This is a genomic window from Bacillus sp. T-10(2022), from assembly GCF_056502895.1.
Genome location: NZ_CP113518.1, coordinates 1,368,470 through 1,389,992 on the forward strand (window position 1 = coordinate 1,368,470; position 21,523 = coordinate 1,389,992).

Genomic DNA, 21,523 nt, shown 5'->3' on the forward strand with positions numbered 1-21,523 from the left:
TGATTAATGGAGAAAATTGAAGGATTGTCAATAGGGCTAGATTTAGACACTCTTAATCTAAATAGTGGTCTTACAGATTTACGTTCAAAAATGAAATTAGTTTCTTCTGAGATGAAAGCCAATCTCTCAGTGTTCGATCGTGCGGACAAATCAGTGGTAAAGTACCAAACAACACTCGATGGCTTAAATAAAAAAATTGAATTACAAAGAAGAATAACAGAAAAAGCACAAGTGGCTTATAGAAAAGCTGTAGAGGAATTTGGTGAAGGCAGTAAGGAAGCAGATAAAGCAGCGAAATCTTATAATCACCAATCAGCAGCGTTACAAAGTTTGCAACGTAATATCGAACGCACAACCGGCGAACTAAAAGATTTACAAGAAGAACAACGTATCGCAAGTAGTGGATGGACAAAGTTTGGTGATTCTGCAGAGAAAGCAGGATCAAAATTAACTAGTATTGGAAGTGGATTGAAGGACCTTGGTAAATCTATGTCTTTGTATATTACAGCACCTATTGCTGGTCTGGGAGTAGCAGCCCTTAATACAGCTAAAGAATTTGAAGCGCAAATGTCCAAAGTAGCTGCAATTTCAGGAGCAACTGCAGAGGAAGTAATAAAACTTAAAGATGCTGCGTTAGAACTAGGTGCCTCCACAAGTAAATCTGCAAGTGAAGTCGCGGCCGGTCAAGAAAGTTTGGCTGCAATGGGTTTCACTGTGGAGGAAATATTAGGTTCTATGCCTGGTGTAATTAGTGCAGCCGAAGCATCGGGTTCCGATATGGCTCAAACTGCGGATGTCATGGCTTCTTCATTAAATATATTCGGATTGGAAGCCTCAGAAGCAAGTAAGGTTGCGGATATTTTAGCACAAACCGCCAATCAATCTGCAGCTGATCTCACAGATATGCAATATGCTCTGAAGTACGCCGGTCCACCCGCGGCAGCACTGGGCATCAGTTTGGAGGAGTTATCTGGTTCTATTGGTATTCTTACCAATGCTGGTATGGAAGGCGAACAGGCAGGAACCACTTTGCGAGGTGCCTTACTTGCACTCTTAAATCCATCAGAAGCAAATAGCAAAATGATGGAAACAATGGGAATCTCAATAACGGATGCTGAGGGTAATTTTGTAGGACTATCTCAACTAGTGGAGAATCTTTCCGGTTCAATGGAAGGTCAAACAGAGACACAGAAGGCCGCAACCCTTGCAAGCCTTGTCGGTACAGAGGCAGTTTCAGGAATGCTTTCTCTTATGAAAGCTGGTCCGGATGAAATAGATAAGATGACCAAAGCACTTGAAAACAGTGGGGGAGCATCAGCAGAAGCCTCAGCTATAATGAGGGATAATTTAAAAGGGGCATTAGACGAACTCCAGGGATCTTTAGAATCCGCGGGCATAGAAATCGGGACCATTCTTACTCCTACAATTAAAAAACTATCAGAATTTACACAAGGACTAGTTCAAAAATTTCTAGATCTTACACCAGCTACTCAAAAAATGACCGTTGTTTTTGGTTTACTGTTAGCCGGTTTAGGACCATTGCTTCTTATAGGTGGGTTATTCATTGGCTTCTTAGGAAGTTTTCTAACAGGACTTAATACAATTTTCCCGGCCATCGCAAAAGCAGGAGGATTGCTTAACTGGTTAAGGTTAGGTTTGGTAGCATTGACGGGGCCAGTTGGAATAGTCATTGGGGTTTTAGCTTTGCTGGGTACATCACTTTATCTTCTGTGGACTCGTTCTGAAACTTTTCGAAATGGAGTAATTTCTGGATGGAATGCTATAAAGTCAGCAGCAGTTTCTGTCTATGGTTTTATAAAGCCGTATATCATGGAAGCACTATCTTCCATCACTTCATTTGGAGGCCAAAAACTAGCTGAATTCAAGAAGTTTTGGGATGAAAATGGCGCACAAATAGTGGATGGATTAAAGTATTATCTTTCTCTCATATGGACCAATATACAAGTCGTTTTTGGCTTAATTAAGGGTCTTTTCCAAATTTTTTGGCCAATCTTAGTTGGGATAGTGAAAATTGCATGGTCGAGCTTGAAGTTAGTGATCAATAATGGGCTTACCTTAATTTTAGGAATAATCCGTACAATTCTAGCTTTAATTCGTGGCGATTGGGACGGAGCCTGGAAGGCCATTAAGAAAACAGCCCTTGGAATCATGAAAAATATCATTGGTTTCTTTAAAGATATTGATTTAAGAAGTACCGGAAAAGCTATTATCAACGGATTAATAGATGGTATAGGTAGTATGGCCGGAGCTTTGGCGAAAAAGGTTAATAGTTTAACTGACGGAATCAACTGGGTTATGGGTAAAATAGGGATTGATTTTGAGATTCCCGATTGGAACCCAACTGGTGGTGGATCATCAAGCGGTGTAAACAAAAGAGGTGGCCCTGCAAAATACGCAAAAGGGACTCCGTTCCATCCTGGAGGTCCAGCCATTTTAGGTGATGGTTTAGGTCCAGAACTTTTCCGAACACCAGATGGTTTTGTGGGATTATCACCAGGAAGAGCCACATTAATGAACATTCCTAGAGGGACAGAGGTTTTACCTTACCAGCAAAGTAAACAGCTTTTAAAAGCAGGATTGCCTGCCTATAAAAAAGGTGTGAAAGGGGAAGGCTCAAAAGGGAATATCCTAAGCCAAACAGTTTCCAAAGTAAAAGATATAGGACTTGATGTATGGAGTTATATATCTGACCCTAAAAAGCTTATGGGAAAAGTATTTGAAAAGTTTGGTGTTTTCTTTTCTGGGTTTAGTGGTGCGTTAGGAAAACTCGGAAGTGGAACATTGGATTTTCTCAAAGATAAATCCACAGGTATTGTTAAGAATAAAATGGAGGATTTGATAGGTTCAGGTGGAAGTGCGGCACCTGTTGGCAGTGGAGTTGAAAGATGGCGTGGAACTGTCATGAAGGCTTTAGGAATGAACGGTCTTCCTGTAACTGAAGCTTATATTAACGCATGGTTAAGGCAAATCAAGTCTGAATCGGGCGGTAATGAAAAAGCTATCCAATCAACAGCTGTAAAAGATGTCAATTATTACTCTGGAAATTTGGCTCGTGGACTCGTCCAGGTAATCCCACCAACATTTAGGGCCTATGCATTCCCAGGTCACAAGAACCAAATGAACGGCTTAGACAGCTTGCTTGCAGGTATGAACTACGCTAAATCACGTTATGGCTCAAGCATGCTTAAATATGTGGGTCATGGCCATGGATATGAAACAGGCGGGTTGATTAATAATGCTGGCATGTATGAATTAGCAGAGGGTGGATGGCCAGAGTTTGTTATCCCTACTGATCCGAGTAAGCGAACAGACGCGATGAAGCTATTGGCTTTAGCAGGAAAGAAAATTGACAGTGGAAATAAGCGACCTAATCAATTGCCGAATGTACGTGGAGGTAGTAGCAACGATTCAGTCATGAGCCAATTATTAAATGCGACATTACGGCAAAATGAAATTCTTTCTAAAGAGATAGCTAATTTATTGAGGATTATTTCGGAAAAAACAGGAGACATTTATCTTGGCAAAGACCAGGTCGGACGGGTGCTTGATAATCGCAGTACGAATGTATTAAAAAGTAAATCTTTTAACATGGGGGTTAGGTGATGGGAGAGTATGACTTGATAATCGATTATGGAAACGGTGAACAGAAATTGAGTGAGTTATTACCAAAAGTAAATCTCCTATCAATTAGCCCACCTGCACCCATCGTCGAAAGGGATGTCCAGTCCATACCAGGCAAAAGTGGATTAGTCCAAACAAACCATAAAAAAGTAGTCTACAAGGAAAGGGCAATACCTGTAAAACTGCTTATAAAATCAGTAATCCCTCAACAATTTTATTTGTGGAGAAGTGAAGTTTATAGATTATTGGTAAGAGATGAACCTTATTATATTTCCAATACATTTGAGCCATATAAAAGATGGTTAGTCACATGTGATGGAAATTTTTCGATTGAAAAGGAAGAGCGATACAACCATAAGGAATTTCAAGTTGAGTTCACATGTCTTTCTGGTGTGGCGGAGTCCAAATATAATACTGAGTCTGCTTACAATTTAAGCAAGGAGCGATTTGGCATTGGAATGAACATTCCTAACGAAGATCTTGTCTATCTTTTCGAGGATAGTAATGCCCAAATCCCTTATCAATTCAGGGTTTATAACGGGGGAGATATTCGTTTATACACCACGGAACATGACTTTGAGGTGGAATTGACCCTTACAGGAAAAGATGTGAAGATCAGCAACAGAAATACTGGGGAGTATTTAATCATCAATGAGACTTTAACAAATGCGCAGGTCGTTATTTTTCGCCAATACATCACTGTGAATGGGAAAATCGCAAAGACAACAGGGCGTTTTCCTTCACTACTCCCTGGCTACAATCTCATGGAAGTATCCGGAGCTAGTCAGAAAAGCATCAAATTTAACACAAGGTTTTATTATAAGTAGGTGATGGAATGATTAAAGGGATTGATGTATCGCATTGGCAAGGTTCAATTAATTGGGGACTTGTTGCGGCAGATGGTGTGAAGTTTGCTTTTATTAAGGCAACACAGGGTACCACTTATATTGATTCAACTTTTAAAACGAATATCTCTAATGCTAAGAAAAACGGCTTAAAAGTGGGTGCCTATCACTTCGCCAATTTCAAGTCCAATTCTGAGGCATTAGCTGAAGCGAAATTCTTTTTAAATACCGTCAAAGATTTTGAAATGGATTTACCCCTGGTATTGGATATTGAAACGGATTCAGGCAATATTGGAAAATCAGCTTTGACAGCAGCTGCCAGAACTTTTCTTGAATATCTAATATCTCAAGGAAGAAAAGTGATGATATACACTTATCTTTCTTTCTACAAAAATAGTATCGATGCCAGTGGTTACCCTCTATGGATTGCAAGATACACAACAGCATCAGACCCAGATATTACTGGCTGGACCGTTTGGCAATACACACAAGAAGGAAAAGTTAATGGAATAACAGGAAATGTGGATGTGAATCGAGCGATCGATTCTTTTTTTGATAATCTGGATACTTCTACCCCTACACCTGAACCACCAATATTGGATACGCCTAATTTGGAAGTCACAGGCGATACAACATATGAGGTGGTAAAGGATGTATTCTTGAATCAAATATTTGTGGAAAACAAAACTACAGGGGAACGTGTTGAAATTGTGGACGTAGTCCCTACCATAAGTGATGGGTTGAATGGAAAAAAGGAATTGTCCTTTACCATTAGTCGAACCGAGGAAAACCAAGTGGAATATGACATGTTGGTCAATGACAACATCATCGTTATTGATGAAAAGAGGTTTAAGGCTCAGAGATATTTCATTTTAGACATAGATTCAGATAATATAGCTTTTACGAAAACCATAACTGCTTCACATACGTATGTGGCAAGGCTCGTTAACAATATGGTGAACACATCCAAAACGGGAACATTGAAACTTACGGAGGTTTTAGATATAGCTTTAAAAGGAAGTGGGTTTAGTTATGTATTGGATGCCTCTGCAAAAACCATAGAAGCAGTAGAACAGGAGAATTTTGGGGAACAAAATTCCCAAACGTTAATGGACGAAATCGTTGAAGATTATAAGATTGAATTGGATGTAGACAATACCAAAATATATGTCTATAAACAAATGGGTAAGAAAGTGAATTATTTATTAGACACTCGGTATAATGTAGCTGGATTGCAAATTTCTTCATCCACTCGAAACAGCACCACAAGGGCATGGGGATATGGAAAGCAGGATGATAAAGGGAAGTATCTATTTGATCCTGTTTTATATGTTCACCCTGAAGAGAAGAATTATCTATTGGATGGATTTCCCCGGTATGCTGATGATATTAGAGATGATAGGTTCACTAAAGAAAGTAGTATAAAAACTGCTTTAGAAAACTTGGTCAATCCCTATCCTGAAGTAACAGTAAATGTAGACTTGGCCATTTTTTATGACCCGAGACTTGAAGGGTTTGAAGAGGTTTTCTTTAAGGGAGATACCATAAGTATGATTGCTGACACTGGTGGCGGTGGGACATACCAGGATGAACTTAGTATCATTGACATAAAGTACAATCCTCTTGATCAGTACAGCAAACCAGAATTGAACTTTTCTAACTTTCGGAAAGATATCTATGATATGCAGGTGGATGACAAGATACAAATCAAAAGGCAATCGAAATACATCCGAAATACATCGAGTGGGATTAGAAACAGCTTACCCCAACAAATCATGTTGATCTTACGATTTGATGGGACGAAATGGACCATTAAATCAAGCAATCTATCATCAGCGAGTGTCTCTGTTCAAGGGGATGCTCTTTTTGTATTGACCGGTGGAGTTTCTGTTAACACCATATCCATCGTAATCAACGAAGATATATTACTTAAAGGAAATGGTTTTGATACGGGAACCGATTACGAGACAGCGGACAATGCTATAAAGATTAACCTATTAAAAGATAGGGTAATTGTAACTCCTGAAACCAATATACCAACAGGCGCGCAAATTACCGTTTCCGCCTATCTACAGTAAGGAGTGTGAGAAATGTCCTTTAATTTAATTAAAAATTATGATCCTACTAAAAATGCAAAATTACTTGCTGAATTGGATCAAAATGCTAGGTATACAGAAAGTGCCCTAAATCAATTATTAGGGGAGATTAGAACCCATGTCCTAACCAAAAAAGCGCATGATGCCCGAGACATTTTCTTTGATGATGACTCGGTATACAACCGAATCGTTAACACCAATAAACGTATCAATAATTTAATTTTGAACACGGCTGAACTAGCAGAAGTTGTGGATGGCCGTCTTGATACGGAAGGAGAGCTTCATCCATTATTAAAAGACCGTTTAGATAAGGAATACAATAAATTAAAGAACCGGATTGACCGAGTAGTAAATGTTAAAGACTTTGGTGCTGTCGGTGACGGTGTAACGGATGATTCTGAAGCCTTTAAGAGGGCATTAGGAAATGGACGGGTAAGGCTGCTTGTCCCGGCAGGTACCTATATTGTCAGAGGGTTAAAGCTGCCTTCCTGGACCTATTTAATTGGTGACGGAAAAGGGTTAACAATTCTAAAATTACACGAAGAAACACCTGCCGGCGAATGGGTCATCACAAATAATGATTACCTTAACGGAAATAGAAATATATTCATCCAAGGCCTGTCATTGGATTGGAATCCAGACAGGCAAGGTGGAGTCGGAGCTGTCGGTGGACAGAAGTCCAGCTGCTTAACCTTAGCCAAAGTAAGTTATGGATGGATTAAGGATGTAGAGGCTATTAATGCCGGATTGCATGGAATTGATATCACAGCTCCACAATACAACCATGCTGCTGATACTGCCTATACAAAGGACGGCTGCCGTTACATCTGGATTGATAATTGCTTGAGCTATGGCTATGGGGATGATGGCATAACGACCCACTATAGCGAGTTTGTTTTTATCAGCAATAGTTTCTGTCTTAATCCATCAGGGAAAGCGCATGAGGATGGGGTGTCCAATTCGAACGGTATAGAAATTGACGATGGTTCTAAACATGTATGGGTGACAAATAACTTTACTTCCGAGAATATTCGAGGGGTAGAAGTCAAAGCTCATACAGATTGGCCAGCATCCCAGGACGTCCACATTATTGGGCATATTTCTTATAAAGATTGTCGCTCTTATGATTTCCGTCATATAGGGCACCATGAAGCGAATGATCCGATTTCCACAACTGCCTTTGATGTCACAGTCACGGATTGCACAGCTTTGGAACCTGTTTTCAATGGACTATATGCAGACCTGTCACCGAGAGCCCTGGTAGTGTCTGCTTATCGAAATGTTACCATCAATGGTTTTACTGCAATCGGGGATCCTACTTATGACTACAAGAACAACCCGGTGATTGCCATTCAATATAAGACTCGGAACATTAGCCTAAATAGTATTAATATTCGTGGATTCAAAAAGGCAAGCACCGATATAGCGCTTATTGGCGGAGATCAGAAAACTGACAATATCAATATCAGTAACGTACAAATATTCAACTCAGCACCAGAAGGCATGGGTATTGGTAGTGCCATTTACACGGTGAATCTCTCCAATATTTCCATGATCAACGATGGGTCCGGAACAAATGGACTTGGATCCGTCAATTCACAGAACAGCATCATTGGTGTGTATGCGGAGGGATACGCGAATGCAGCCGTAATTGCGGGGATTGCTTACAAAACGTTTGTCCCTAACAACATATCAAAAGGAACAAGGGTGGCTTCCTCTAGTGGTCAAGTTTTAACGGAAACTTCTTTTATTGCAGCATCAACATCAGACTGCAAGGCTTCCGGTAATAAAACGGCCGTCATTGCCTCTTCCAGTTCTGAGGCTGCCGGGGAAGGAAGTACCATTATTGCTTCATCTGGCGGTTCTAAAACAGAAGGTGGCCGGGATGCTATCATCGGTTCCAATAACTCCAAGACTTCTGGAGTGGATGAAAACGGTAAAATTATCATGGCAAGTAATGCTGTTTTAAATAATAACAATTACAGTGTTCGGGGTGGTTATGGGGACAGTGCGAGTCCAACTGCAGCTAATACGAAATGGGAATTGGACTCCATGAATGGGAATATTAAAGGGGCAGGCAGTATTACAGGATCCTCTTCTTTTTCCGATTATGCGGAGTATTTCGAGTCTGTGGATGGAAAAGCAATCAAGTCCGGAACGATTGTCACGTTGGAAAATGAAAAAATCAAAGCTGCTGTTGAGGGAGATCATATGCTGGGTGTCATTTCCGAAACGGCTGGTGTGGTTCTTGGGGAAATGACCTTCCATTGGAAAAACCGATATATCCTTAATGAATTTGGTGGATTAATTTATGAGGAACGAACTATCGATATTATCAATGATGATACTGGAGAAGTAACCCAAGAAGTCCGAATGATGCCTAAAGAAAATCCTGAATGGGTAGACGGGGACTATTTATCAAGAGAAGAACGCCCTGAGTGGAATATCGTTGGGCTTTTAGGACAAGTTTATGTTCGAATAGATAACACTGTGGAAGCAGGAGATTATCTAAAACCACATGAGGGGATTGCTACACGTTCGGAAGATTTCGGTCAAGGCTGGAGAGCCATGAAAATTACGACTAAATATGACCCGGATAAGGGTTATGGAATAGCTTTATGTTTTATCCGTTAAGGGCTGGTTTTCCAGTCCTTTTCACTTTGTTTTAGAAAGGTAGGGGTATTATGGTAAATGAAATTTTTAAAAGTGGTTCCATTAATGCCAATGTAGCTGCAACACCCAGCATGTATAAGACCTCCATTAAATTCACTACACAAGACAATGGTACAGCAAAGCTTATTTTTAATATAACTAAAGATGGTGGCCCTTTGCCTTTAAGTACAGCAGCCACAGCGAAGATCTTTCTTCGCATGGCCGATGGAAGTGTATTTGAAAAAGTTGGGACAATTACGGACCGGATTAATGGACAAGTTGAACATATCTTGAAGGAAGAACTCAATCATCCAGGCAACGTAGAAGGCAACCTAAATGTGTATTTTTCTAATGGTCAGTCCATGACAATCTGCAAATTTTCTTTCTTTATTGAAAAGACATTGAAGGACCAGAATATTGTTCCCCTTGCTGAGTATTATGTGAAAGATTTTGAATCTCTAAGACAATTACTAGAAGGGAATTTGGAAGAATCTGCAGTTGAATATAATGCTAAAGTAGATACTATTATTCAAGCAGTAAAGGGGCAGCAAACAGAAGTTAATTCAATGGCAGCAGCAATAAGAGATCAAAGAAATCGTTTGGACGCTGAGACAGCTGAGAGCATTTCAGCCCAAGTAATGGAATCATCCAGACAAACAGAAACTATTGAGTATGGATTGTCCGTTCTAAAAGGAAATAATAAGGCTCCAGTTGATATTGAAATCGAAGGCCGAACGCTTGTTAACATGTCCAACAGTAATCTGACTGGTGATAAAAAATATGTATTGGCCGACAAGAAAACAAAAGTAATCGTTGATAATAATGTGATTTCAGGTGTAGGTAAATTTACTAAGAATAACACATTTACTCGAAAGGCGAACTTTGTAGGGAAAACAACCAACAACACAACAGGAAACCCGCATTTTGCGAAGAGTAATTCAACTAAAACAGATACAGTATTGGTTACCCCGAATTCTAGTTCATTGGGTGAATATGTTGCCGGTTACTCAAATATTAGCACTTTAGGAAACGGTGTGGCTACAATAACCACGACGGCCAATTTAAGTATTGCTCAAACTGTATTTTCCTTTGACCTTATAGAAGAGATAGAACGAAACATGGGTATTATCCCAGGGGCGACACGAGCAGCAAAAACCCAATGGATAAAAGATAATCTTTCTTCTTATACTCTTAATTGGCATGGGTTTGGGTCGGGCCCGAACGGAAACAAAGTGACGTTGACACGTTGGGCAGCGCAAACGAGTTCTTATTTTTCGTCAGCAACTTCAACTAATGCGTCAGTTACAAAATTGTCAACAGGTTCGGCAAACGGGAATGAAATTGACGCTGACGGTTATGTCCATTTCTTAGCCTATGCCGAACCATCAAACGGGACGATTGCGTCAGTGGTTAACACTGATTTTGTCGAATTGCAAATAGACCTTAAACCAACAGCACAACTAGATACAAGGCCGGCAATTGTAAAGGTTGCAAACTTTGAAGGTAAAGTTTCGGGTAGTACGGTGGAAAGTCCCCATGTCTCCAAATATCGTTTCAATAGTGCTTTACAAACTCCAACACAATTCGTACTTGAATTAACAAACGCATCGGGTCCGACTGATTACGGAAGAATGACACTATTAGGCGATGCCCCTACTGTTAATATTGGCGGTGGTACTAGTGGAGATATGGCACAACAATTGTTTGCATTTGATATTATTGCGGAAGTTGAACGTAAAATAGGGAGAATTCCTGCTTCAACCACAGCGCTAAAGGTTTCGTGGTTACGAGCTAACTTTAAAGAGTTGCGTTTTGCCTGGTATGGTTTTGGTACTTCCCCAACGGGAAATAAGGCGACATTAAGAATGTGGGGCAACGGGACATATTTCGTAACAAGTATGACTCATACTTCTGCAGCTCCGCAGAAACTTTCTATCTCTACTCAATTATCGATAGGGATTGCGGATGATGGATATGCTTACTTTACAGTACATGCTGAACCTTCCAGTGGTGCGATTCCATCTGCAATAATGACTGATTATGCCGAACTTGAATTAGAAATGAAACCAACTGCAGACTTCCAAGACCCAATTATCCCGTTATATGAAGTTGACGATTCCGAGTATAAAAAAATCTTGGTTGAATGGGACGAGGCGAAGGTATTAGAACGTTACCCAGCAGTACAAGGCGTCCAACATATTCAAAATCCTTATGTAATTGCAGAAGGTGACAATATTATCCCTCCATTCTATGAGTGGACGATACATTCAAATGCGAGGATCATTAGCCCATATTCATTAGAGTTGGTGGCAACAAGCCCCTATAATAATAGCTATGTCAAAGTGAATGTTATACCTGGCCAAACCTATACATTATCAGCAACAAACAGTGGGAGGTTGACCGTGCGCAGGGACTCTATGGACAACGGGGCAACATTAGTGTTTATTGACTTCCAAACTATACAACCGCAATCGAAATCGTTTGTTATTCCTTCAGACGTTAAAGAGATTTGGATTAGGTACGATAACTATGTTGGGTCAACTTTAGGAACGTACAACGTTTCCAATCCGATGTTAACACTTGGCAATGTCGAAAGGCCGTTTGTCCCACGTAACCCATCATACTTATTCGCCCAAACAAAGCTAGGACAAATTGAAACGAATAAGGATAGGTTATTCAAACAAGATGGTGCTTGGAAAGTCCAAAAACTAGTTGAAAAAGACGTTTTTATAGATGGTTCTTTAAACTTTAATAACACCACGTCCGCACAAAACCAAACGGGTTACAAAGAAGTTGGAGTTAATTACTTCCTAAATTCCAATGTTAAAGATAACAACCCTAGTATTATGTATAATTTTTTAGGTCAGAAAATGACCCAAAGTGGGACTATGATTGAAAACGCATATTATATTTGGTCTGGTAATGGTGGTTCTTTATACATCCGAACAAGTAATGTTTTGACTGGTTTCGGGCAAGCGTACTTGCCTTTGCGTGATGAGTGGAAAGCCTATTTTAACGGATGGCAAGCAAAAACCGTCGACGGAGCTGGGAAGCCTACAGCATGGCGTTCACTCGGAAATGGAACGGATGCGCCAACACAAACATTGGCCTATGTATCAGCGAATATGGCCCCAGGATTCACGCCCTATAAATTATCTTATTTGTTGGTAACTCCTAAGGTTGAAGACGTATCAGATAAGGTCGAGGGAGATATTACAGTAAGTGGATTGACACAAATAGAAGTTGGATCCGGTGTTATTGTTAGGGAGAAGGCAATTATCACAACCTATCAAACCAACAAATTTATAAACGCTGAAATTATAGGGAAATTAAATAATAGGTCAAATAAAATTATGGCGATTTATAAAAATGGCGTGAGGGATAATAAATGGTTCTTGGATATTTTGCAATCTTACCCTAATAAAGAGGTTGTGTTAGGCTCGAGATATGCCCGTATTGACGAAAAAGATTTCGATGCTACAGCCGAATATACAGTAACCTATCAAGTGCAAGACAAAAACCTGTTCACAGTGACGCCATACAACGTGAAAGCAACTTTTGCCAAGAACATCCGGAACGCTCTTGATGATACCGTACAAAGAGTTGAAGACAATACCACAAATATTAGTGGTTTAATACAATCTATGACGGAGTTCTATAAACGTTTGAAAGCCTTAGGGGGGTGATTAAATGGAGCCAATGGATGTAATGCGGGAATTCTTGATTAATAAAGGGGTTTCCCCGGAGGAATTGGATAAGGTTGTGGAACCAAAGGTTATTAAAGACTTGGGTAACTCGCTTGTATCGACTTTTCAAAGCACTGATCAGCTGGGAGTGCTGGTTATGTCTCTGTTTTTGCAAATGAACGATTTAGCGATGATGGTTATGCAACAACAAATCGAATTGGAGGCGTTGAAGAATGCTTAATTTATACCGTTATATGATTGAAAACAATATGAAAAAACTAAAAGATGTCCCTAAACCTTATCAAGGAATGCTGATTGAAGAAGGATACCTATTAGAAGAAACTACATCAGAAGTATAACCAGCCGTTCACAAACTGTGGGCGGCTTTTATTATGCAAAAACATCCTAGACATACAGAGATAGAGAGAATTTTATGTTAAAGGGGGTTGTGGACATTGGAGGAGATGGACATGCCACAACGGTTAGAGAATCATGAGCAGCGTATAGCGAAATTAGAAAGGAACTATGGCGAAGTTATTAAGGAAATAACAATCATCAAGCAGGGCCAGGATCAGATTGAAAAAACAGTATTGCAAGCGTCAAGTTCCCAAAAAGATATCTTGGTTTCACAAAATCAAACTATGCTGCAGCATTTACTTACTCTTAATCAAAAGCAAGAAGAAGTAAAAGGACAGGTTCAATTAACCAAAATCGCAGCAGAAAAGGATGTCAAAGTAGCAAAGTTATCAAAGCAAGAGAAGATTATCGTAGCTTTACTTTCTGCTCCAGGGCTATTGTTAGCTGCATTTGAATATATACCGAAAATCTTAAATTCGTTTGGAGGATAAAATAATGGATAACGAAGTCATGCAACAAGTATTAATTTTTACGACTATATTGTCACCAATCGTAGCAGCAATGGTTCAAGTGGTTAAACAGACGGTTACCTTACCAAACAACGTATTGCCAGTCTTAAGCTTGGTAATCGGGCTGGGAGTAGGCTCAGTTGCTTTTCCATTCACAGAAATGGATATTGTATTAAGGTTATGGGCCGGGGCATTTGCTGGTCTTGGTGGAACCGGACTTTATGAGTTAGTTGCCAAAAGAGAAGGAACTTCAAAATAAGCTGCCCAATGGGTGGCTTTTTATTATGAATTTAAATTAAAAGGAGACGATGAGAAATGACAGTATCATTGCAAACTTTATTAGATCGGTTAATTAAAAATATGGGTTCTGGTATTCACTCAATTGTGAAAGCCTCGGCATTAGAAATGATTAAACGTGCCTATAAAGAAGGTATTTACGCTCAAATCAGCGCTGGCCATCGCTCAATGGAAGAACAAGCTGCACTATATGGTCAAGGTCGACTATATTATAGCTACCGTGGTAAAAATTATAGCAATCTTGCCAAACCAAAGGTGACCAACGCAAAGCCAGGACAGTCTTTCCATAACTTTGGTGTAGCAATTGACTATTTCCTTGTAAGTAATGACGGAAAAACAGCATTGTGGACTATTAATACAAAATGGAGACGAGTTGCAGCTATTGGTAAAGAATTAGGTTTTACATGGGGTGGAGATTGGTCCGGCTTTAAAGATTATCCTCACTTGGAAATGACGGGGGGATTATCCTATTCACAGATGCAATCAGGTAAAAGGCCAAGTCTTTCATTGAAATTTAAAACAGAAACTGAAACCATTGTTACTGTTCCTCCAAAGACTGAGGTTGCTTCAGAGATAACTAAGGAACCATCTAAGAAAAAAGGGGACGAAACAATCAGATCCATTCAAAAAACGTTAAACAGCCGTTATGATGCAGAGATAGTTGTGGACGGAATTAATGGTCCGGAAATCCAAACTGCACTTATCAAAGCGTTACAAATGGAACTTAATAAACAATTCAACAAAAAGCTTGTTGTGGATGGGATATGGGGGGCTAAAACTAAGGCTGCCGTTGTTACTGTCCAAAAGGGTGCAAAAGGCAATCTTACTTGGATCCTACAGGCTGCACTTTATTTGGAAGGATTTAACCTTGGATCACTTGATTCAAACTTCGGAAAAGGGACAGAATCAGCAATATCTAAATTCCAAAAAGCTAAAAGGATAACTGCGGATAAGAAGGCTGGAAAAGCCACTTTCACTAAATTGTTTGCTGAATAGCAATAAGCCCTTATTCGTATTGAGTAAGGGCTATTTTTTGTTAAATGTTTATGTGCAAGGGGGAATCCAATGAATAATCTCAAATTTTTTGTCCACAATAATTACTAGATGTTTAGCCTTTAGCAAAAATGGTGTAGGAGACATGTAAAATGACACAGAAACGACAATATCAGCAAGCTATCAATGCGGCTCAACAAGCACGACAGGCTGTTCAATCAGCTCAAGGTAATGCAGATCCACAACAATTCCAACAGGCACAGCAACAGCTTGAACAAGCTCAACAGCAACTTCAACAAGTTCAACAGTCTTGGTTCCTGTAGGATGAATATTAAGAAAAAGAACGGAGAAAATAAAATTACGGTACTATCCCCACGCTGTACCTCCATCTTTCAAAGCCCTCCTCTTAGTGAGTAGGCTTTTTTTGTGTGTTGGATGAATAAAAGTTAATTAAATGAATACACTTTAAATAATCCTTTTTAAACACCATCAAAAAAACCTTTCTCTTAATTAAGAGGGTTTTTTGTTATGTAGAATGAATACAAAAGAATAATATGTATACCATAAGTTTACACCTTGTTTTTGAATGCGATAAATTGAAAAGCCCTTACTCGCTTTGAGTAGGGGCATTTTTTATTTATAGCTGTGTTTCAAGTACATTCACTTAATTAGTGCATATGATAATTTTATTAATTGTGAAGGGTTGAGAAAAATGTACTATATTCCTTATATCCATCCTTATCAATATCAAAATCCTTATTATGTTAATGTACCAATGTATAACTATGTAAGAAATCATGATTATTGGTGTGTTAATAATGCTAACCAATTGGGTTTTTTACAATCATCAAACGGAAGAAATAATATTGAGGTAAAAGATTATGGACCAAAACCATTTGTAGTGAATATCAATGAGGCTACGAAACAAAACACTACCTACCGTACCGCTTTATGGACAGGGAAACATTTGCAAGTTACATTGATGAGTCTTAAAGTTGGTGAAGATATAGGTTTAGAAATTCACCCTAACGTTGACCAATTTTTACGTGTTGAACAAGGTCAAGGGGTTGTTCAAATGGGTAATAGACAGGATAATTTAAACTTTGTAAAAAACGTCTATGATGATTATGCAATAATGATACCTGCTGGCACATGGCATAATTTAACCAATACAGGTAATGTTCCGCTAAAACTTTACTCGATATATGCACCTCCTCACCATCCATTTGGTACTGTTCATGTTACCAAGGCAGATGCATTGGCTGCGGAAGAAGGGCAGCGGTTGTGGCAATAGATCATCCCTAAAAAATACTCTTCTCCATAATCGGGGAAGGAATTTTTTTCTGACTCCAACAAGAACATTCGTTCGTGTATAATGGATGTAGAGGAGGAAACTTTCTGATGAGTACAATTCGTGATAGAGGGCTTGTTAAATGGCAAGCAGCATTGATTATGCCAGAACATAAAGCCTTAAATAAAAAAATAGGTGAGGTTGATTATTTCTTAAATAAACAGCCAGTCCTTGATGAATACCAGGTTGAAGAATTTGAAAACAACATTCATTATGCTATGGAATATCATTTACCGATAAGTTTCAGATTGCATAATAAGGGAAATCCAAAAGAATTGCATGGTTATTGTGGGTACATTCATCCTGTCACGAAAGAGTTACGCATTCAAAAGAAAGATAGTTCCTTTAAGTACATTCAATTTAGTGATATCGTTAGTGTAATCGTTAAGGATTAATAAAAGCCCTTACTCGCTTTGAGTAGGGGCTTATTTTTGTTTTATAACGGCCTCATATTTTTGGACTAACCTTCTTAACTAACTCCGTAATATCAATATCCTCATTATAAATCACCTCATGTTTATCCAGTAAGGGATTTGTGGTGGATCACTTATATTTCCGAATATTTTTTTCCCCTTTTTCTTTAGGATTCGCTGAACAAATAAAAAAAGAGACCACTCATATAATAGCCTCATTTCGTGCCCTATGGACTCACACCCGTTAGTTTACGTAGAAATCTTAATATATTAATTAACATAAATATCATTTTCCCTTTAAATTAGAAGATTATAGTGTAAACGGGTTTAGAAATTAAATTAAATGGGTAATTGTGCTTTTGGTATATATAAAAAGGGGGATTAAATTATGAAGGAGTCACTAGATACATATAAATTATTGGAATTCATCCAAGAAAATAAAGAGGATTTTGAAGGTTCATTATTAAACGAAGCATTTAATGTGAAAGACAAAATTGAAGAAATTTTAACGATTGGTAATATTGACCTGATAAATAATGCCCACAAGCTGGTTCAATACATTATTAAGGGTGAAGAAAAAGAACTTCAATCATTTGCTAAAAAAGAAGGTATAGCTTGGGCGACACACGAAATACCTTTATATTTCAAATTAGAGTGGATACAAGCCATTCGAAGAACATTGTGGAGGAACCTACAAGAATTTAACATGGTAACGAATAATATAACTGAAGAATTTTTTTCGGTAGAAAAACAAATTAATAATCAAGTAGACAAGTTTTTAAATACTTTTTTTATCACATATTCTCAATACAAAGATAAATTGATAATGGCTCAAAAAGAATTGGTTGAAAACCTTTCGGTGCCTATAATACCAATAACACCCACTATATGTATTTTACCTTTAATTGGTTCAGTTGATATATACCGAACTAATATTCTCGAGGAAAAAGTTTTAGTGGAGATTGGTAAATTACGTATTCAAACATTGATAATTGACTTATCTGGAATTATGGAAATGGAGCCTGAAGTAATTGATCATTTAATGAAGATTATTGACGGCACTTCATTAATGGGGTGTACCACTGTGATTACCGGGTTAAGAGCTGAAGTGGTTAGAAATATGGTACGCTTAGGAATTAGACTACATGATAAAGCACAAACATTAGGAACTTTACAACAAGCGTTGAATAAATATTTAACAAGTTAAACACGTAGAACTTTAGAGGAGGGTCGCTTTGCCGACTCTTTTTTCTTATTCATTCTGACCAACTGTCTAAATATTTCTTCCTTCTCAGCGATAAAAAAATATAGTTAGGTATTTAATTCAACACCAATCAATTCGTTTTCTTCTTTCACAAATCTGCCCCGTTTGTTCAATAAGAAAAAGCTGCCTTAAAGACAGCTCCGATTTTCAGCTAACGCACCTAATAGCTTAATAAGACTTTATTTAATATTTAATTTTCTTTTTAAAAGAAGTTACAGATAGACGTTCTGTCACATTTGTTTCTCCTGTAATTGAGAAACCATTTTTTTCATAGAAATTTATTGCTGGTGTATTTTTAGAACCCGTTGATACTATTATTGTTTCAATATCTTCCTCATTGTTTTCAATGAATTCTAATAACATTTTGGAAATTCCTTTTCTAAAATGTGTTGGATGAACCATTAGACGATGTATATCGATTACACCTTTTTCAACTTTTATAGAAATGACTCCACTTAACTCTTCATGTAAGTAATACCCATAGAAAGTTTCACCGGATTGTTGTAACGTGTCAACTGTATCTTTTAATGGCGGTATTTCATAAAAATGAATTAACTCTGCCTCTACCATATAAGAAGGTAATTGAATGTTTAATACTTCCTCAGCTAATTTAGGATTAGTTATATCGATTTTTTTTATCAAAGTTGTTCTCCTTTTAATTTTTTCTTAAACGAACCTGACACCATTAACAAAATAAGTATTGTAATTCATTAGTTATTCTTTAACTTCGGATATAAATCCTTCTTCAACTAACCTCCCTCAATAAACTAAACACAATCTCACGATTGCTCTAGAATTCTTCGAATTTCATAGTCATATCATTAACAGTTATTTATGTAAGCTCGGCATCACTCCTCAAGGGTAGGGATTTATCGAAAAAAGTGTATGCTAAACTAGCCAATTATAGGAAAAAATTGGTTTAATCAATGTTATAATCGCACTTTAGGATATCCACTTGTCTCATGGAGGTCAACCCTCCCATGTCTCACAGAGTCGATGCTCCTACATTCCTTCGTTCAACCTTTCCATGAGGTGGATGTCGGTCATGCTGCCCCACAGGATCTAAGCCCTCACGTTAGTTGCTTTGCCGACTAATCCGTGCTTCACTTTTAAATGAGTGTTAATTAAATGACCGTGTAACCTTAAATTCGATGAACTATGCGACTGTTTGATGCACCATAAATGTTGCCATATGAGGGATATCCATTAACATCTTGTCTTCTTGAAACGTAAATTGTTTTTTACCGATTGAAAACAGAATTCGAATAAGCTTGTTACACAAGGCTATCAGAGATTGCATTTTTTTTAATGGATTCTGAGCACGTGTTGTGTAATATATATGGAGAGCTTTAAAAGCCTTGTTCTTTGCCACCAGTATCATGGCTGCCCGGAATAAGAGAGCCCTCAATTTCTTTCGTCCCCGTTTGGTAATCTTGGTCTGACCTTTGTGCTTTCCGGATGTGTTTTCTTTTAAACTTAAACCTGCTAATTTTACGATTTGGCGAGGATGTTGATAGTCTCTGAGGTCGCCGACCTCTGCGAAAAACCCTGCTACTGTATCTCGACCGATTCCTGACACCTCTAACATCTGAGTAACACCTGGGATATGGTCTAATAACTGATCTAATTGATAATCTAATTCTTCGAATTTCATTTGAATAAAATCATACTTCTCTAGTAAAGCTCTCAACTCTAATTTCGCCATAGCTGCCCCTTGACGAATACCAATCGAACGATTGGCTGCTTCTTTGAGTGCTCGTATCTTCTTTAAGCCTATACTGCGTTTTACCACTTGTCTTAAGGAAAGTAAGAGCTCTTCTTCCGTATAATTTACAAGTTCATGTGGCAAGGCTTCTAGCTTTAGAAAATGAATAGCTGCCTTGCCTTCCCAACTTTTGAACACTGTCAAAAATTCGGGAAAGTAACGATCAAGCCAGTTATGAACTTGTCCCTGAACGACTTGTAAGTCAACGTTGAGAAGATCGCGAAGTTTTTTGGCCACTCGGAGTTCTGCATAAATTCCTTGTGGAATTGTTGGTTCGGCGTATCTTCCGTCTTTGACTAATTGTGCGATGACTTTTGCATCTTTCACGTCATTCTTTGTAGGTGAATTATCGTCTAATTCTTTACTTCGTTTAACATGTAGTGGATTGACAGATACGAACTTAATATTATTCTCTTTTAGAAGATGAGCTAGATTTAACCAGTAGTGACCGGTTGGCTCCATGCCTACAATCACTTGATTTAACTTACACTCTTTAACAAGTTGGTTAATCCAATCTAGAAACGAATGAAATCCTGCATTCGTATTTTCAAAGAAACACGTTTTACCCAGTTCCAATCCTCTAAAATCCTGTGCTCTTGCGACATGATTGTGCTTGGCTATATCTACTCCGACAATTAAGGTTTCAGAAGTAATTTGAGTGATTTTATGATTTTGGTTATAATTCATTGTGAGACCTCCAAATAGATGTTTTGTCCTTTTTTAGCTGGCCAGCTTAGGACACATTCATCTTATCAAGAGGTCTTTTTTCGTTCAAACTTCATTTTCAGTTATTACAGGAATGCTGCCCCGTTACTTTAAGTACAATTATTCACATTTATTACAACCGAAAGTGGAAAATAAATAGCAATCCGATAAATTACTTTCACTTCATTGATTTATTATCAAGTTTATAAATATCAACTTTACCATCAAATAACCAGAATTCTATGGATGTATCGCTTTTTTTATCTACATAACCGATAATATCTACTCCTTGTTCCGAGCGAAAATAATAATTATTTCCATATACTTTTATTACATCTTCCTTTTTGTCACCAATTTTTATTCCTTTTATAGTCTCTAAACTACTGTTAGTTATAATAAATCTCGTAATGTTTCCTGTTTCACTTACTGCTATTTCAATTCCTTTCTTTAACTCAAAATAATCATAATTTGTTACATTCCTACTTTGTTCTGTTTTCTTCCCATACCTTTTTGTGATTGCTTCACTATAAAAATCATCATTTAAAAATAACCCTTCAATGTTTTCTTTACTTAAATCTGTTGTTTTCGTAAATATATGATGATAAGAGCGAGAGAAAGTATGATTAAATAAAAATACCGATAATAGAAGAACAACTCCAAATGTAATGAAAATAATAATATTTCGTCTCATATAAAATACCTTTTTTGTATTTTCCATAAGTTAAGTTTACCATAACCCTCTTTCACTAACCTGCCCCCAAAAGGCTGCCGAAGCACCCCCTGTTAAAGAACTAACGCACCCGTTAGTTCATTAAGAAAAGAGATCTTTATTAAAGAATCGCTCCCTTTAATGGAATAAGACTGACTTATATTAGCTTGTATTGTGGGATATTAAATTTTTAATCCATAGCATATTATATACCTTCTATACCTGCATTTACATAAGGG

17 protein-coding genes are annotated in these 21,523 nt (G+C 38.0%); 14 read left to right on the plus strand and 3 right to left on the minus strand.

The window, feature by feature from the left end:
* Positions 1-6: 6 nt before the first annotated feature.
* The 14 genes from OSJ91_RS06745 (at position 7) to OSJ91_RS06810 (ending at position 18,048) form a co-directional block, all read left to right on the plus strand.
* Positions 7-3,624, plus strand: coding sequence for a phage tail tape measure protein (locus tag OSJ91_RS06745; RefSeq protein ID WP_350300592.1), 3,618 nt, complete (start codon positions 7-9; stop codon positions 3,622-3,624).
* Complete coding sequence (locus tag OSJ91_RS06750) at positions 3,624-4,469, plus strand: phage tail domain-containing protein (RefSeq protein ID WP_350300591.1); 846 nt, start codon at positions 3,624-3,626, stop codon at positions 4,467-4,469. Before OSJ91_RS06745 ends, OSJ91_RS06750 begins: the two co-directional genes overlap by 1 nt.
* 8 nt (positions 4,470-4,477) lie before the next feature.
* The gene (locus tag OSJ91_RS06755; RefSeq protein WP_350300590.1) at positions 4,478-6,565 is read left to right on the plus strand and encodes a phage tail spike protein; all 2,088 of its coding nucleotides are present in this window, start codon (positions 4,478-4,480) and stop codon (positions 6,563-6,565) included.
* A 12-nt stretch (positions 6,566-6,577) separates the two neighbouring features.
* Positions 6,578-9,217 (plus strand): peptidase G2 autoproteolytic cleavage domain-containing protein, encoded by a 2,640-nt coding sequence (locus OSJ91_RS06760; RefSeq protein ID WP_350300589.1) that lies wholly within the window; start codon positions 6,578-6,580, stop codon positions 9,215-9,217.
* A gap of 50 nt (positions 9,218-9,267) precedes the next feature.
* Positions 9,268-12,921 (plus strand): BppU family phage baseplate upper protein, encoded by a 3,654-nt coding sequence (locus tag OSJ91_RS06765; protein WP_485891272.1) that lies wholly within the window; start codon positions 9,268-9,270, stop codon positions 12,919-12,921.
* Positions 12,922-12,925: 4 nt separating this feature from the next.
* Positions 12,926-13,162, plus strand: a complete 237-nt coding sequence (locus tag OSJ91_RS06770) for a hypothetical protein (protein ID WP_350300587.1) — start codon at positions 12,926-12,928, stop codon at positions 13,160-13,162.
* Positions 13,155-13,280: a hypothetical protein gene (locus OSJ91_RS06775; RefSeq protein WP_350300586.1), complete on the plus strand. Its 126-nt coding sequence runs from the start codon at positions 13,155-13,157 to the stop codon at positions 13,278-13,280. Before OSJ91_RS06770 ends, OSJ91_RS06775 begins: the two co-directional genes overlap by 8 nt.
* 96 nt (positions 13,281-13,376) lie before the next feature.
* Entirely contained in the window at positions 13,377-13,769 is a 393-nt protein-coding gene (locus tag OSJ91_RS06780; protein WP_350300585.1) for a hypothetical protein, read from the plus strand.
* A gap of 19 nt (positions 13,770-13,788) precedes the next feature.
* Positions 13,789-14,046, plus strand: coding sequence for a holin (locus tag OSJ91_RS06785; RefSeq protein ID WP_485891861.1), 258 nt, complete (start codon positions 13,789-13,791; stop codon positions 14,044-14,046).
* Between the two features lie 56 nt (positions 14,047-14,102).
* The gene (locus OSJ91_RS06790) at positions 14,103-15,080 is read left to right on the plus strand and encodes a peptidoglycan-binding protein (RefSeq protein WP_485891273.1); all 978 of its coding nucleotides are present in this window, start codon (positions 14,103-14,105) and stop codon (positions 15,078-15,080) included.
* Positions 15,081-15,229: 149 nt separating this feature from the next.
* Complete coding sequence (locus tag OSJ91_RS06795; protein ID WP_350300583.1) at positions 15,230-15,400, plus strand: hypothetical protein; 171 nt, start codon at positions 15,230-15,232, stop codon at positions 15,398-15,400.
* 389 nt (positions 15,401-15,789) lie between these two features.
* Positions 15,790-16,371, plus strand: a complete 582-nt coding sequence (locus OSJ91_RS06800; protein WP_350300582.1) for a cupin domain-containing protein — start codon at positions 15,790-15,792, stop codon at positions 16,369-16,371.
* Between the two features lie 107 nt (positions 16,372-16,478).
* Positions 16,479-16,823 carry a YolD-like family protein gene (locus OSJ91_RS06805; RefSeq protein ID WP_350300581.1) on the plus strand — a complete coding sequence of 115 codons (345 nt, stop codon included), beginning with the start codon at positions 16,479-16,481 and terminating at the stop codon, positions 16,821-16,823.
* A 406-nt stretch (positions 16,824-17,229) separates the two neighbouring features.
* The gene (locus OSJ91_RS06810; protein WP_350300580.1) at positions 17,230-18,048 is read left to right on the plus strand and encodes an STAS domain-containing protein; all 819 of its coding nucleotides are present in this window, start codon (positions 17,230-17,232) and stop codon (positions 18,046-18,048) included.
* A 240-nt stretch (positions 18,049-18,288) separates the two neighbouring features.
* Here OSJ91_RS06810 and OSJ91_RS06815 read toward each other — a convergent pair whose 3' ends face one another.
* The 3 genes from OSJ91_RS06815 to OSJ91_RS06825 all read right to left on the minus strand — a co-directional run bounded on the left by OSJ91_RS06815 (position 18,289) and on the right by OSJ91_RS06825 (position 21,266).
* Positions 18,289-18,747: a GNAT family N-acetyltransferase gene (locus OSJ91_RS06815; RefSeq protein ID WP_141993624.1), complete on the minus strand. Its 459-nt coding sequence runs from the start codon at positions 18,745-18,747 to the stop codon at positions 18,289-18,291.
* A 514-nt stretch (positions 18,748-19,261) separates the two neighbouring features.
* Positions 19,262-20,557 carry an IS110 family RNA-guided transposase gene (locus tag OSJ91_RS06820; RefSeq protein WP_485890017.1) on the minus strand — a complete coding sequence of 432 codons (1,296 nt, stop codon included), beginning with the start codon at positions 20,555-20,557 and terminating at the stop codon, positions 19,262-19,264.
* Between the two features lie 196 nt (positions 20,558-20,753).
* Complete coding sequence (locus OSJ91_RS06825) at positions 20,754-21,266, minus strand: hypothetical protein (protein ID WP_485891274.1); 513 nt, start codon at positions 21,264-21,266, stop codon at positions 20,754-20,756.
* Positions 21,267-21,523: the final 257 nt, after the last annotated feature.